The organism is Aliirhizobium wenxiniae (genome assembly GCF_014201355.1).
Classification (GTDB): Bacteria; Pseudomonadota; Alphaproteobacteria; order Rhizobiales; family Rhizobiaceae; genus Neorhizobium; species Neorhizobium wenxiniae.
In genome coordinates this window covers 1,473,739-1,487,483 of record NZ_JACHEG010000001.1, presented here as the reverse complement: position 1 = coordinate 1,487,483, position 13,745 = coordinate 1,473,739, and the positions used below count along the sequence as shown (strand labels likewise).

At 59.6% G+C, this 13,745-nt stretch carries 11 protein-coding genes; 8 read left to right on the top strand and 3 right to left on the bottom strand.

The features are described from left to right. Positions 1–90 precede the first annotated feature (90 nt). The 6 genes from HNQ72_RS07210 to HNQ72_RS07185 all read left to right on the top strand — a co-directional run bounded on the left by HNQ72_RS07210 (position 91) and on the right by HNQ72_RS07185 (position 7,301). Entirely contained in the window at positions 91–549 is a 459-nt protein-coding gene (locus HNQ72_RS07210; protein ID WP_244654358.1) for a hypothetical protein, read from the top strand. Between the two features lie 79 nt (positions 550–628). Next, complete coding sequence (locus HNQ72_RS07205; protein ID WP_183990884.1) at positions 629–901, top strand: DUF4242 domain-containing protein; 273 nt, start codon at positions 629–631, stop codon at positions 899–901. A 156-nt stretch (positions 902–1,057) separates the two neighbouring features. Next, positions 1,058–1,660, top strand: coding sequence for a TetR/AcrR family transcriptional regulator (locus tag HNQ72_RS07200; RefSeq protein WP_183990882.1), 603 nt, complete (start codon positions 1,058–1,060; stop codon positions 1,658–1,660). Positions 1,661–1,718: 58 nt separating this feature from the next. After that, entirely contained in the window at positions 1,719–2,882 is a 1,164-nt protein-coding gene (locus HNQ72_RS07195) for an efflux RND transporter periplasmic adaptor subunit (RefSeq protein ID WP_373289389.1), read from the top strand. 27 nt (positions 2,883–2,909) lie between these two features. Then, on the top strand, positions 2,910–6,077 hold the full coding sequence (locus HNQ72_RS07190; protein ID WP_183990878.1) for an efflux RND transporter permease subunit: 3,168 nt from the start codon (positions 2,910–2,912) through the stop codon (positions 6,075–6,077). Positions 6,078–6,221: 144 nt separating this feature from the next. Continuing rightward, on the top strand, positions 6,222–7,301 hold the full coding sequence (locus tag HNQ72_RS07185) for an enoyl-CoA hydratase/isomerase family protein (RefSeq protein WP_183990876.1): 1,080 nt from the start codon (positions 6,222–6,224) through the stop codon (positions 7,299–7,301). A 405-nt stretch (positions 7,302–7,706) separates the two neighbouring features. Here HNQ72_RS07185 and HNQ72_RS07180 read toward each other — a convergent pair whose 3' ends face one another. Then, positions 7,707–8,105, bottom strand: a complete 399-nt coding sequence (locus HNQ72_RS07180) for a RidA family protein (RefSeq protein ID WP_183991395.1) — start codon at positions 8,103–8,105, stop codon at positions 7,707–7,709. A 159-nt stretch (positions 8,106–8,264) separates the two neighbouring features. Here HNQ72_RS07180 and HNQ72_RS07175 point away from each other — a divergent pair, with 159 nt between their 5' ends. Together HNQ72_RS07175 and HNQ72_RS07170 are read left to right on the top strand one after the other, a co-directional pair. Next, positions 8,265–8,870 carry a TetR/AcrR family transcriptional regulator gene (locus HNQ72_RS07175; protein WP_183990874.1) on the top strand — a complete coding sequence of 202 codons (606 nt, stop codon included), beginning with the start codon at positions 8,265–8,267 and terminating at the stop codon, positions 8,868–8,870. A 93-nt stretch (positions 8,871–8,963) separates the two neighbouring features. Continuing rightward, positions 8,964–11,027, top strand: a complete 2,064-nt coding sequence (locus HNQ72_RS07170; RefSeq protein WP_183991393.1) for an ATP-binding protein — start codon at positions 8,964–8,966, stop codon at positions 11,025–11,027. A 17-nt stretch (positions 11,028–11,044) separates the two neighbouring features. On the opposite strand, the gene HNQ72_RS07165 is transcribed toward HNQ72_RS07170, so the two are convergent. Both HNQ72_RS07165 and HNQ72_RS07160 read right to left on the bottom strand, forming a co-directional pair. After that, positions 11,045–12,691, bottom strand: a complete 1,647-nt coding sequence (locus HNQ72_RS07165; RefSeq protein WP_183990872.1) for a hypothetical protein — start codon at positions 12,689–12,691, stop codon at positions 11,045–11,047. 9 nt (positions 12,692–12,700) lie between these two features. Beyond that, complete coding sequence (locus HNQ72_RS07160; RefSeq protein WP_183990870.1) at positions 12,701–13,717, bottom strand: glycosyltransferase family 2 protein; 1,017 nt, start codon at positions 13,715–13,717, stop codon at positions 12,701–12,703. Between the last annotated feature and the right edge of the window lie 28 nt (positions 13,718–13,745).

The following is a 13,745-nucleotide window of genomic DNA, read 5'->3' as shown; positions in this document are numbered from 1 at the left end:
CCTAGAAATGCGCCATCCGGGCGGGGTGTCCGGTATCAAGCACATTTTTTGGAGATGACACGCATGACGCGAATAAAAACGTTGTTGGCAATGCTTCTCGTATCGGCCGCATTGCCTGCAGTCGCCACAGCCGGCGCTGGCCTGCCCGACAAGGTGCGGGAGGCAAATGCCCGGTTCAAGGATGTGAAACAGGCGGTGAAGGAGGGCTATTCACCGATCCCCTGCACGAGTGGCGTGGATGGCGGGGCGATGGGCATCCATTATGTCAATGCCGACCTGATCAAGGACGAGGCGATCGATCTCTCCAGGCCCGAGGCGGTGATGTATGAGCCTGATGCCCGAGGGCGGATGGAACTGGTGGCGGTGGAATATATCACGACCAAGGGACCGGCCAATCTGGAGGGGCAACTCTTCAGTCTGACCGGAGCGCCCAATCGATATGGGCTGCCGGCTTTCTACGAGCTGCATGTCTGGGCCTGGCGCAAGAACCCCAAAGGGGCGTTTGCAGACATGAATCCGAATGTCAGCTGCGAGCACGCGCATGGTTGACCGGTGGGTTAGCTGCTGGCCCGGGCGCCATGCGGAACTGCCAGCATGCCTCAATTTCAACTCATGAAAGGATACCGCAATGCCTCAATTCGTCATCGAGCGAAACATTCCTGGTCTTGGAAGCATGGATCAGCAGACATTGAAGGAAATTTCGGCCAAGTCGAACGCGGTCGTCGATGGACTGGGTGAACCCTATACCTGGATCACCAGCTATGTGACCGGCGACAAGATGTATTGCGTCCATGAAGCCGAAAGCGCCGAGGCGGTCTATCGTCACGCCAGAGAGGGTGGGTTTCCGGCGGACCGCGTGACGGAGATCACCAGCCTCATCGGACCGCATTCGGGCCGGTGAGCAGGGAGGGCGGCCGGCGGGGTTGGGCCGCCCTCTTTTCCTGCCTCTTTCGCACACTCAAAGGTTTCACCGCCTCAAGCGCAGGTTGACAGTTTTCCGCTTTTGAATTACGACTGACGAAAATGAAAATTCGTCAGTCGTAATTTGTGAGGACTTATGGATAGCGCCGACATTCAGGCAGAGACCGTACGTCAGGAAAACATTCACCGGATTCTTGAAGCTGCCGAGCGGCTGTTCAAGCACTACGGTTATTCGAAGACGAATGTTGCCGACATTGCCAAGGATCTTGGGATGTCGCCGGCAAACATCTATCGGTTCTTCTCGTCCAAGTCTGAGATTCACCGGGCGCTGGCTGACAGGCTGTTGAATTCCGGCCGTGCAGTTGCGCTGGAAAATGCCGCGCGACCTGTAAGTGCCGCAGAGCGGATACGCGATCATTTCCTGCAGCAGCACGCCATCACAGTTGAGACCTTGCTGCATGAGAACAAGGTGCATGAGATGGTAATCGTCGCCATTCAGGAGCAGTGGTCGGTGATCGAGGACCACATCATGCAGATGCGCGCGATCGTTGCCGGCATCATCCGCGAGGGTATTGTCGCCGGTGAGTTTCGCGCTCAAGATGCAGACGCTGCCGCGGAATGTCTTTGTGATAGTACGGTGACGCTCTGTCACCCGCAGATCATCGCCGAATGCCTGATCGAGAACCGTCGCACGACGCCGGCCGATCTGGTCGATTTCGCCATCAGGGCGCTGAAATAAAAACATCTCGAAATCAAAAGCCGGTGTCGCAGGACGCCATATCCAATCGCCACCGGGAGTGGGGGCCATGTCAGTGATCAATATTCGACGTTCTTGCGTTTTCGCAAAAGGGCTGCTTGTCGCAGTCGCCCTCAGCGCCCTTACGGCCTGCTCGGAAGAGAAAAAGGTTGAGGCACCTGACCCCGTCCGGCCGGTGAAGGTCGTCGAGATCGGCGGACCGGAGATCGGCCGCAGCCTCGTCTATTCCGGTTCCGTACGTGCCCGGACCGAGATGAATCTCGGCTTCCGCGTTGCCGGCAAGATCACCGAGCGCCTTGTCGATGTGGGTGACAGGGTTGAGCCCGGCACCATTCTCGCAAGGCTTGATGCTGTCGATTACCAGCTTTCGGTCCGCCGCGCAGATGCCGATCTTACCTCGGCGCAGAAGCAGGTTGAGATTACCGGGCTTGCCCGCAAGCGCGCCGAAACGCTGGCGGAAAAGAGCGTGACCTCGCAATCGCAGCTCGAACAGGCGCAACTTGCCGCCGATCAGGCGCAATCACAGCTGCAATCGGCTGAATCGGCGCTCGAAGAAGCGCAGAACCAGGTCGCCTATACCGAGTTGAAAGCGACACAGAACGGAATCGTGACGACTGTCAGCGCCGATGTCGGCCAGGTCGTCAGCGCCGGTACTACCGTGGTTGCCGTCGCCGTCGACGGCGAGAAGGAAGTGCAGATCGCGGTGCCGGAAACGGACATCGCCCATTTCAAGCCGGGCAAGACAGTCAAGGCCAGCTTCTGGTCAGCAAGGGACCTGGTGCTTGAGGGCAAGGTTCGCGAAGTGGCCGGCAGCGCCGATGCCCAGTCCCGTACCTTTGCCGTCCGCGTCAGCCTTCCAGCCGACGACCGCGTGCTGATCGGCATGACGGCGACGATCGATGCGGTCGAGGACAATGTGGTGCCGACCTTCGGCGTGCCGCTCGCAGCGCTTGCCCAGAAGGACGGCAAGCCGGTCGTCTGGATCGTCGAGCGCGACAAGGGCGAGGTCAGTTCCCGCGCCGTCAAGGTCGCCGGTTATGGCGACAGCGTTGCCCGCGTCTCCGAAGGGCTTGCCAAGGGTGATCTCGTGGTCTCTGCCGGTACGCAGTTCATGCGCGACGGCTTGAAGGTCAAGCTGCCCGAGACGGTCGCCTCGCGCTTCGGCCGCACGTCCAGCCAGTCCACCGCTTCGATACAGCCTTAATCGCCCTGCGCTGAAAAGGACAACCCAATGAGTTCCTCCAATCAGGCACATCCGCAGCAAAAGGGCGGTTTCAACCTTTCGCGCTGGGCGATCGGCCATCCGAGCATCGCGCGCTTCCTGTTCGGCCTCATCATCGTCATGGGTGCACTCGGCATCATGAACATGGGGCAGAAGGAAGATCCCGACTTCACCTTCCGCGTCATGGTGGTGCAGAGCGCCTGGCCAGGCGCCTCGGTCGATGAGATGCAGAACCAGGTGGTCAACAAGATCGAGCGCAAGCTGCAGGAAACTCCGCATCTCGACTGGATCAAATCCGATACGCGCGCCGGTTTCTCGATCTCGACCATTCAGGTCAAGGGCGACACGAATGCTCAGGAGGTGGCCGACGCCTTCTATCAGGTGCGCAAGAAGATCAGTGACATCAAGCAGGATCTGCCGACCGGGCTGCGCGGGCCTTATTTCAACGACGAATTCGGTGATACCTATATCACCCTGCATGCGATTACCGGCGATGGTTACGGTTATCCGGAACTGAAGCAGTTCGCCATTCAGGCGCGCGACATGCTTCTCACCGTGCCCGGTGTCGAGAAGGCTACCATCCTTGGTGACCAGCCGCAGAAGATCTTTATCGATGTATCCTCCAAGGCCTTGGCTGAGCGTGGCCTGACGGTCACCGACATCCAGACGGCGTTAGCCGGCCAAAACGATATCGATGCATCCGGCAGTGTCCAGACGGCTGACCGTTCGGTTCGTATTTCCGTCGAAGGTGGCGTCACCACGCCGGAGGATATTCGCGAGTTGCGGATCAAGGCTGGCGATCAGGTCATCCGGCTGGGCGATATCGCTACCGTTAAAGACGGGCTTGTCGATCCGTTCGAGCGCAAGTTCCGCTTTAACGGGCATGACAGCGTGCAGCTCGGAATTGTCATGGCCAACGGCTTCAAGGTGACCGATGTCGGCCACAGCGTCGAGGAAATGTACAAGCGGTTTGCCGAAACGCTGCCGATCGGTGCGGAAGTGCACCAGATTTCCAACCAGCCGGAAGTGGTGACCGAGGCCGTCGGCGAGTTTACCCAGGCGCTGATGGAGGCGCTGGCAATCGTGCTCGTCGTCTCGCTGATCTCGATTGGCTGGCGGTCGGGCATCGTGATTGCGATCGCGATCCCGCTGGTGCTCTCGGCAACACTCGCCATCATGTATTATCTCGGCATCGAGCTGCAGCGCATCTCGCTCGGCGCGCTGATCATTGCGCTTGGCCTGCTTGTCGACGACGCGATGATCGTGGTCGAGATGATGGAGCGGAAGCTCGAGGAGGGCTTGCCGCGGCTGGAGGCTGCGACTTTCGCCTATTCCTCCACCGCCTTTCCGATGCTGACCGGCACGCTGATCACCACCGCCGGCTTCATCCCGGTCGGGTTTGCGGATTCGACCGCCGGTGAATATGTGCGCTCGCTGTTCTATGTGGTCGGCATCGCGCTGGTCGTCTCGTGGTTCGTGGCGGTCTACTTTACCCCGTGGCTGGGCTATATGCTGCTCAAGCAGCGCGCCCATGCCGGTACCGGCCATCATCATGATGCCTATGATACGCGGATGTATCGCGGCGTGCGGCATGCGGTGACCTGGTCCGTCCGTCACAAGGCGATCATTCTTCTCGCCACACTCGGCATCTTTGCCGGCAGTTTGTGGTCGTTTCAGTTCATTCCGCAGAGCTTCTTCCCGCAATCGTCGCGGCCGGAAATCCTGGTCGACATGTGGCTGCCGGAAGGAACTGCGATCGAGGAGGTGGAACGTCAGGCCAAGGCTCTCGAAGAGAAGATCATGCCCGACGAGGACAAGACCTTCATCGCTACCTTCATCGGCGAAGGCGCACCGCGCTTCTTCCTGCCGCTCGACCAGCAGCTTCGCAATCCGAACTATGCCCAGCTGTTGATCATGTCCAAGGGGCTGGAACAGCGCGAGCGGCTGATCGTCAAGTTGCGGCAGATACTCGCCGACGATTTCCCGACCGTACGCAGCAAGGTCGACCGCCTGTTCCTTGGTCCGCCGACCGGCTGGCCGGTGCAGATGCGCGTCATCGGCCCGGATAAGGCTGAGGTGCGCCGTATCGCCGATCAGGTGAAGGAGCGTTACCATCAAAACCCGCTCTTTGGTTCGATCCATGACGACTGGATGGAGCCGGTGCCGGGCATGAAGCTGGTGATCGATCAGGACCGCGCCCGTGCGCTGGGTGTCTCGTCGCAGCGCGTGCGGCAGATGCTGCAGGCGGCAACCGCCGGTGCTCCGCTTGCCGATTTCCGCGATGGCGAGGAAACAGTCTCGATCGTCCTGCGCGAACCGGATACGACCCGCGACCTGCTCTCTGCCGTGCAGTCGGTCTATGTGCCGACCGATTTCGGTGGCTTCGTGCCGGTGTCGCAGATCGCCGAGGTCGTGCCCGTCATGGAGCAGGGGATCGAATGGCGGCGCGACCGCCTGCCGACGATCACCGTCAAGGCAACGCTGCCTGATGGTATCGAGTCGACCCAGGCATCGATCAACTTCTACAATTCCATCTCCGACCTGAGATCTGCACTTCCGGCCGGTTACAAGATCGAGATCCAGGGTGGCGCGGAGGATGCTGCCGAAAGTCAGGCATCGATCGCCGCCAAGGCGCCGATCATGCTGCTCGTCATCATGTTGCTCCTGATGATGCAGCTGAGGCATTTCGGCAAGGCGATGCTGGTGCTGGCCACCGGTCCGCTCGGCATCATCGGGGCTGCCATGGCCCTGCTGATCACCGGTGCGCCCTTCGGTTTCGTGGCGATCCTCGGTGTGATTGCGCTGCTTGGCATCATCATCCGCAACTCGATCATCCTGATCGACCAGATCGACCAGGATATCGCGGCGGGCATGCATCGTCAGGAGGCGATCATCGGCGCTGCCGTGCGCCGTTTCCGGCCGATCATGCTGACGGCGATGACGGCGGTGCTGGCACTGATCCCGATCTCCTGGGGCCTGTTCTGGGGACCGCTCGCCTATGCGATGATGGGCGGTATCATGGTCGCCACCGTGTTGACGCTTCTGGTACTTCCGGCGGGTTATGCCCTGTTCTTCGGCCGCGAGCCTAAGGCGAAGGACGTCGAAAACGAGAACCCGCCGGCCAATCAGGGTGATCTATTCGAAGGCCGCCGGGATCTGCCCATGGCTGCCGAATAAAATCTGGAGCGCCTTCTCATTTCATGGAAGGCGCTCCAGTCACTTCCGCCTCGCCGATGCGGCAATCCTGTCCAATATTTTGTCTGGCATCACCGATTTGCTGACCGCTATGATCGGAGCAGTCAATGACACCCAGAGGCAGGCATGACCGATAGTGCAGTTCAGACCGACGAAATCCTTTTCGACCGCATCGGGTCGGCGGCGATCATCAGGCTCAACCGACCGAAGGCGCTTAACAGCCTCAACCTTGCCATGGTGCATGCGATGAAACCGGCGATGGAGCGGTTTGTCGAGGATGGCGAGATTTCCTGCGTGATCCTGACCGGAGAGGGCGAGCGCGGACTTTGCGCCGGCGGTGATATCCGGGCCATCTACCAGCTCGGCAAAGCCGGCGATCCCGAGGTGGCGCTGTTCTGGCGCGAGGAATTTCCGGTCAATTACACGATCGCGCGTTACCCCAAGCCCTATGTGGCGCTGATGGACGGTATCGTCATGGGCGGCGGCGTAGGCGTTGCCTCGCATGGCAAGCACCGTATCGTGACCGAGCGCACGAAGCTTGCGATGCCGGAAACGGGGATTGGTTACGTGCCCGATGTCGGTGCGACCTGGCTTCTGCCGCGTGCGCCGGGTGAGGCAGGGACGTGGATGGGGCTGACCGGCGAGATCGTCGGTGCGGCGGATGCCATCTATGCAGGTTTTGCGGATTACCATGTGCCGTCGGAGAGGCTTGCCGAATTGGTGCAAGCCCTGGGCGCGCTTGGTGCCGGTGCGTCGGATGCGGATGTCGCGGTCGTGATCGGCAAATTTGCGACCGCGGCGGGTGAGAGCCGGCTTGAAGGGCAGCGGGCGTTGATCTACCGCGTATTCTCCTTCGATACGGTCGAGGAAATTCTTGCTGCGCTTGAAAAGGAAGAGGGCGAGTTTGCCGCCTTTACGCGGGGTGTCATCGCCAAGCGTTCGCCGACGAGCCTGAAGCTGACGCTGAGATTGCTTCGTGCCGGGCGGAAAAGCTCAAGCCTGGTGGAATGCCTGGAGCGCGAATTCACCGTCGCTTCGGAGCTTCTGCGCAACCATGATTTCTACGAGGGTGTGCGGGCTGCGGTGATCGACAAGGATCGCAATCCGCAATGGCAGCCGGCGACACTTTCCGAGGTGACGGAGGCGGATCTCGACAGGTATTTCCTCGGCGGCCATCAGCCGTTGTTTGCGGATCATCGGTTGTAGCGGGGGCCTGCTTGCCACAAGCACCTATAACCACACGGGCCAAGGCCGACGTGGTTTAAACGGGAATGGGGCAGGCAGTGGGTATTGGGGTATGAGGTAGATGGTGGTCTGCCTGCCCCGGTCGGTTCATCTGGTCTTCCCGAGACTTGTCAGTTCCCGTTCGACCGCATTTTTCGACCATCACCGGAAACCGGGTTGCGACCCGTTGAACGAGTGCCGGTTCGCGAAGCCGGTTCCCATCCGATGACGGGGTGATTGTCGTACCGTTTGCTGCAGCGAGGATGAAATCGAACCAGCGGCCGAGCCAAGTCCTTTCGTGGCAAGGCGAATAATTTTCATACCGGAGCGGATCATCCTCGCCGCCGCATCGCGTGTTAGCCTGCCGCTGCGGGCGCGGGCCGGTTGTCAGGCTGATTGCGGAACGCGGGCGATGACCTTGATCTCGAAATCGAAGCCGGAGAGCCAGGTTACGCCGACTGCCGTCCAGTTAGGATAGGGCGCGGAAGGAAAGATCCGGTTCTTGACTTCCATGATCGCTCCGAACTGGTTTTCCGGGTCGGTGTGGAAAGTCGTGACGTCGATGATATCGTCCAGTCCGGCGCCTGCGGCTTTCAGGACGGCCTTCAGATTGTCGAAGGCGAGTTCGACCTGGGTCTTAAAATCAGGCTCGGGCGTGCCGTCCTCGCGGCTGCCGACCTGGCCCGAGACGAACAGGAGATCGCCGGAGCGGATGGCGGCGGAATAGCCATGCTTCTCATAAAGGGCGTGGCGGTTCGGCGGGAAAATGGGTTCGCGTTTTGTCATGATCTGACCTTTCTCTGCTGTGTCTGTCATCGCGCATCCAACGGAATGCGGCTTCACAAGCCGGGGTCGAATTTGATATACGGCTCGTATATAAAGTGGTCGCATACGTTGTGTATGTCAAGTTAATATACGCTGCGTATCTGGAACTCGGAGTCCCTTATGGCTGGAAAACGTCTCGAAAAGATGGAGGAGAACCGCGCGAAGCTGATAGCGGCAGCGCGCAAGGCCTTTGCGGAAAAGGGTTTTGCGAACGCCTCGATGGATGATCTGACGGCCGATGCCGGGCTGACGCGCGGCGCGCTTTATCATAATTTTGGCGATAAGCGCGGCCTTCTTGCAGCGGTCGTCGAGCAGCTCGACGGGGAAATGGCGGCACGGGCCCGGGAGATCGGGGCGAAAAGCGCAGGCAACGGCGAGGGCGATATCTGGCTGGCGCTGCTGGCCGAAGGTGCTGCCTATATCGAGATGGCGCTCGATCCGGAAATCCAGCGGATCGTGCTGCTCGACGGGCCGGCGGTGCTGGGCGATCCGTCGCAATGGCCGAGCCAGAACAGCTGCCTTGCCGAGACGCGCAAGGGCGTGCATGCGATGGTCGAAAGCGGAGTGATGAAGCCCGTCGATATCGAGGCCGCGTCACGGCTTCTCAATGGCGCGGCTCTCAATGCCGCTCTCTGGGTGGCGGCGAGTGACAATCCGACCGAGGTGCTGCCGAAGGCGATCGAGGCTTTTTCGCTTATGGCCTGCGGATTAAAGGCCGAGCCGTGACAATGGTACGATAGCAACCGATTTCCTTCCTGCGGCGTTGTGGTATCTACGCCCATCGCCGCATGAGAGGATTGATCCTTGAGTTCTGACGAAATGCTTCATCCTCAGGATGACGATGCTCTTTTGCGGAGCGAAGCGCGGTATCGCGCGCTGTTCGAGGCGATCGATGAAGGTTTCTGCATCATCGAATTCATCGACGGTCCGCATGGTCCGCTAAGCGACTATGTGCATATCGAAGCTAATGCCGGTTATGAACGGCAGACGGGGATTGCCGATATCATCGGGAAAAGGCTGCGGGAGATCGAGCCCGATGCAGCGGACAAGTGGATTGCTCTTTACGGCGATGTGCTGAAGACCGGCAAGACAGTCCGCTTTGAGCAGGAATTCGAGGCGATCGGTAGGCACATCGAGGTGTCGAGTTCACGGGTGGAACCTGCGACCCTCAGGCAGGTTTCGGTCATGTTCCGCGACATCACTGCTCGCAAGCGTGCCGAGGAAGCATTGCGTGCCAGCGAGGCGGTGGCTCGTAGAAACGTTCAGCGGGTACAACTCGCACTTGCCGCAGGTGCCATCATCGGCACCTGGTTCTGGGACGTGCAAGCCGACCGCTTCACCGGAGACGACGCTCTGGCTACCGCCTTCGGGCTGGATCCGGGGCTAGGCCACAGCAATCTAACGCTCGACCAGGTTACAGAAACGGTCCATCCCGACGACAGGGCAGGGCTGTTGGAGGCGATTGCCGATGCCTTGAAGCGCGGTGGCCCGTATATCCATCAATATCGCACGAGGCGACACGACGGGAACTATTACTGGCTCGAAGCGAATGGTCGAGTCGAACTCGGACCGGACGGGAGAGCCCTGAATTTTCCCGGCGTGCTGATCGACATAGAACAGCGACGTTCGGTCGAGGCAGAGCGCGACAAGGCGACTTCTGACCTCAAGGCGCTGAACGAGACACTGGAACAGCGCGTGGCCGAGCGCACCGCCGAGCTGATGCGTACCGAAGAACAGTTGCGCCACTCCCAGAAAATGGAGGCGGTTGGCCAGCTGACCGGCGGACTGGCGCATGATTTCAACAATCTGCTGGCCGGTATTTCCGGCTCGCTTGAGTTGATGCAGACGCGGCTGGCGCAGGGTCGGATCAGTGACCTTGATCGTTATCTTACTGGTGCGCAGGGAGCCGCCAAACGCGCCGCTGGCCTGACGCAGCGACTGCTTGCCTTTTCACGCCGGCAGACGCTCGATCCGAAGCCGGTGCTTCTCAACCGTCTTGTTTCTGGCATGCAGGACCTGATTACCCGCAGCGTCGGACCGACAATCCATGTGGAGACTGCATTTGCCGGTGGGCTCTGGACCACATTCGTGGATGTTGGGCAGCTCGAAAATGCTTTGCTCAACCTGTGTATCAATGCGCGCGATGCGATGCCCGACGGTGGCAAACTGACGATCGAGACCTCCAATCGCTGGTTCGACGATCGGACTGCTCGCCAACGTGGCCTGCCGCCCGGGCAATATGTGTCGCTCTGCGTCAGTGATACCGGGACAGGTATGTCGCCGGAAATCGTCGAGCGCGCCTTCGATCCGTTCTACACGACCAAGCCGATTGGGCAAGGCACGGGTCTTGGCCTTTCCATGGTCCATGGTTTTGCAGGGCAATCTGGTGGCACGGCCCGGATTTATTCGGAACTTGGCAAAGGCACGATGATCTGCATCTATCTACCACGCCACCTTGCGGATGACGTGGGTGAGGAGGATGTGGTCGATGTGACCGCAACACCCCACTCCGCCGAGCACGAGACTATCCTGGTGGTCGATGACGAGCCGCTGGTGCGCATGGTGGCAGTCGAGATACTCGAAGAGCTCGGCTATCATGTGTTTGAGGCCGGTGATGCGCCAACGGCGCTGAAGATCATCAATTCGGGCCAGCCGATCGATCTCCTGGTAACCGATGTCGGTCTGCCTGGCGGCATGAACGGGAGGCAGCTGGCGGACGCGGTGCGTGCGGAACGGCCTGACTTCAAGGTGCTGTTCGTTACCGGTTATGCCGAAAACGCTGTGCTGAACCACGGCCATCTGGAGCATGGCATGCATGTGATGACCAAGCCGTTCCTCAGCGATGCTTTTGCGCGGCGGGTGAAGGATTTGCTGTCGGAATAGGCCGGCGGTTATTGCCGTTACGGGCTCGGATGCTCGATGCGGTAGAGGCTTGCAAAACCTTCGTCGGCGACCAGATGAACGGTGTCGATTACCGGCATCGGATGGTTCGGGCTGGCCATATCCGCATTCAGGACCAGCACATAGTCGAAGCGGCTCTTCCAGTCCGCCATATAGGGTGCATAATGCGGTGCCGGTTCGTTGAGCATATCGGTGGGTATCGGAATGCCTTCCGGTACGGCGATCTCGCTCCAAGGGTCTCTGACGCGCAGCGGCTGCTTGCCGGTTGCCGTGAACAGATATGGCATGAAGGCATCCCGCTCGAAGCTTACCAGCGCGGGGTAGTGGATGTAACTCGGAAACATGCCGCCGATGATACGCCCAACCGGCATGTTCATAATATCTTCGGGAGCTGTCTGGGCATGCGCAGGCAAAACCGCACTGCCGGGCTCGACGTGTTGCAGTGCCCGTTCCACCGCTGCGATATCCGCGTTTCGCTGCAGCCATACATATTCGATGTAAACGGTACGGGATACGACAAGAATAAGGACCACCGGCAATGCCAGGGATGACAATCGTCCCTTTACCTGCGGCCTCAGTCCTGCTGCGGCAGCAAGGGTCATCATGCATGGCAGGCGGACGTCCATGCCGCCGGTCGACAGGACACTCGTCGGCATGAACATCGACAGAATGCCGGTGACGATCGCAACCAGTACGAGACCCCAATGCAGGGTCATGGTCCTGTACCGGATGGTTTCCCTGACAAGCACGATGAAAAGCGCCAGGTAGATCATATCGATGCGCACATCATAGGTTCTGAAATACATGAGCAGAACCTTCAGCGAGCGTATGACTGACGGACTGTCCCAGTGCATGCTGTCAAGAAGAGACACGTCTGCTTGGCCTGGCAATGACGGACCGAACAGAAGAAAGACGACCAGCGGCAGGAAAACGGGGATGATTGCGAGCATCACCCTGCCCGTGGCGGCAGCAAACGTTTTGGCCTGCCGCAGAGGGGCGGCCGATGGCCCGAAAGCCAGTGCTGCCAGCAGTGCGGTGTAGAACAGAAGGCCGAAGGGATGTGCGGTCAGGAGGATCGCTGCGCAGATTGCTCGCAGTGCAAGGACGACGGCAAGACCGCGGGGCTTCAAGCATTCATCGAGATAGGCAAAGACCAGAGCAAGCCCGAGGCTGATCGAAAAGCTCAGAAAACCGAAAAGAAGGACGGCATTCCAGGCCAGTGCGAAGCAGAGCAATTGCCACCAGTGAAAGCCGCCGAACAGCTTGCGATTGAGCAGCGTGACACCGATCGGCGGCAGGAGAAGGGCCAGCGCGAGAACAAAGGGAGCGATGAAATCCATCGTTGCGATCTTGCCGAGTAAGAAGGCCAGAAGATCGATGGCGATATTGGTCCAGGCGACGTTCCAGTAGATCTGGTAGAATTGCGACATCATCGGGCGCTCGATACCGCCGGCGAGAAGCCAGAGCCGCACATAGTGATTGGCATAATCGGTCATCGGCGGAAAACGCACCGACAGGATCGGGATCAGTGAAATGAGTGCTACGAGAATGATGAGAGCCACGTTCCGTCGATCAGAAACGCGGGCGGCTTTCCTTTCTCCAGCCGTCCTTGTCCCGATGTCATCCGTTTCCGGTGTCATCGTCATGCTTGCTCCCTAGCGAGAAATGCGGTTTTCCGATCGCGGATATTCCGTCACGGCTTTCCTGAGGCTCTGGATGTCGCCCGGGATTTCCGCCATGGCGTCCTTGCGGCAGATCTTGCCGATGGTGAACAGGGGACGCCCCTTGACCTCTTGAACGACACGGCCGAGATATTCGCCGAATACGCCCATGACGAAGAGCTGCGTGCCGGAAAAGAAGGAAATCGCGACGACTGAGCTGGCCCAGCCCGGTACGACATTGACGGCCGACCACTGGAACACTGCGTAAAACAGGATGGCGAAAGCGAACAGCGAGGACATGAGGCCAAGCCAGACGGCGGCGCGCAGCGGCTTGGTGGAGAAGCTGGTCAGGGCATCGATGGCAAGCGAGATCATCTTGCGCAGCGGGTATTTGGTTTCGCCGGCAAAACGGGCATCCCGTGCATAAGGAAAGGCTGCCTGTCGCCCGCCGATCCAGCTGACCATGCCGCGAATGAAGCGATGCCGTTCGGGCATGCCGTTGAGGATATCGACGACCGGACGCGACATCAGCCTGAAATCGCCCGTATCTTCCGGTATGGCAACCGAGGACAGCCTGTTCAGCAGGCGGTAAAAGACCGATGCCGTCAGCCGCTTGAATGTGGTTTCTCCGGCGCGGGCGATGCGTTTTCCATAAACGACGTCATAACCTTCATCCATGAGCCTTGCCATGGAGGGCAGCAATTCGGGAGGGTCCTGCAGGTCGGCGTCGATCAGGAGAACGCGATCTCCTGCCGCAATGGAAAGTCCGGCGGTGGCTGCCAGCTGGTGTCCGTGGTTACGGAAAAGCTGGACGCCGACGATACGTCGATCATTCTGAGAAAGCGTTTCTATGATTGGCCATGTGCGGTCGGACGATCCGTCATCGACGAAGATTATCTCGTAGTCGCTGGTGACTGCAGAGCAAGCGCGCGACATCCTGCCGGAAAATTCTTCCAGTACAGCCTCTTCGTTGAAGCAGGGGACGACGACGGACAGTTCGGCTTTGGTCATGCAACCAGATTAGTTTTTGCCGCTTAAG

Coding starts and splice junctions, on each gene's coding strand:
- HNQ72_RS07200 (WP_183990882.1), top strand. CDS start 1,058: ATGGATAGCGCCGACATTCAGGCAGAGACCGTACGTCAGGAAAACATT.
- HNQ72_RS07190 (WP_183990878.1), top strand. CDS start 2,910: ATGAGTTCCTCCAATCAGGCACATCCGCAGCAAAAGGGCGGTTTCAAC.
- HNQ72_RS07175 (WP_183990874.1), top strand. CDS start 8,265: ATGGCTGGAAAACGTCTCGAAAAGATGGAGGAGAACCGCGCGAAGCTG.
- HNQ72_RS07160 (WP_183990870.1), bottom strand. CDS start 13,717: ATGACCAAAGCCGAACTGTCCGTCGTCGTCCCCTGCTTCAACGAAGAG.
- HNQ72_RS07205 (WP_183990884.1), top strand. CDS start 629: ATGCCTCAATTCGTCATCGAGCGAAACATTCCTGGTCTTGGAAGCATG.
- HNQ72_RS07170 (WP_183991393.1), top strand. CDS start 8,964: ATGCTTCATCCTCAGGATGACGATGCTCTTTTGCGGAGCGAAGCGCGG.
- HNQ72_RS07180 (WP_183991395.1), bottom strand. CDS start 8,105: ATGACAAAACGCGAACCCATTTTCCCGCCGAACCGCCACGCCCTTTAT.
- HNQ72_RS07185 (WP_183990876.1), top strand. CDS start 6,222: ATGACCGATAGTGCAGTTCAGACCGACGAAATCCTTTTCGACCGCATC.
- HNQ72_RS07210 (WP_244654358.1), top strand. CDS start 91: ATGCTTCTCGTATCGGCCGCATTGCCTGCAGTCGCCACAGCCGGCGCT.
- HNQ72_RS07165 (WP_183990872.1), bottom strand. CDS start 12,691: ATGACGATGACACCGGAAACGGATGACATCGGGACAAGGACGGCTGGA.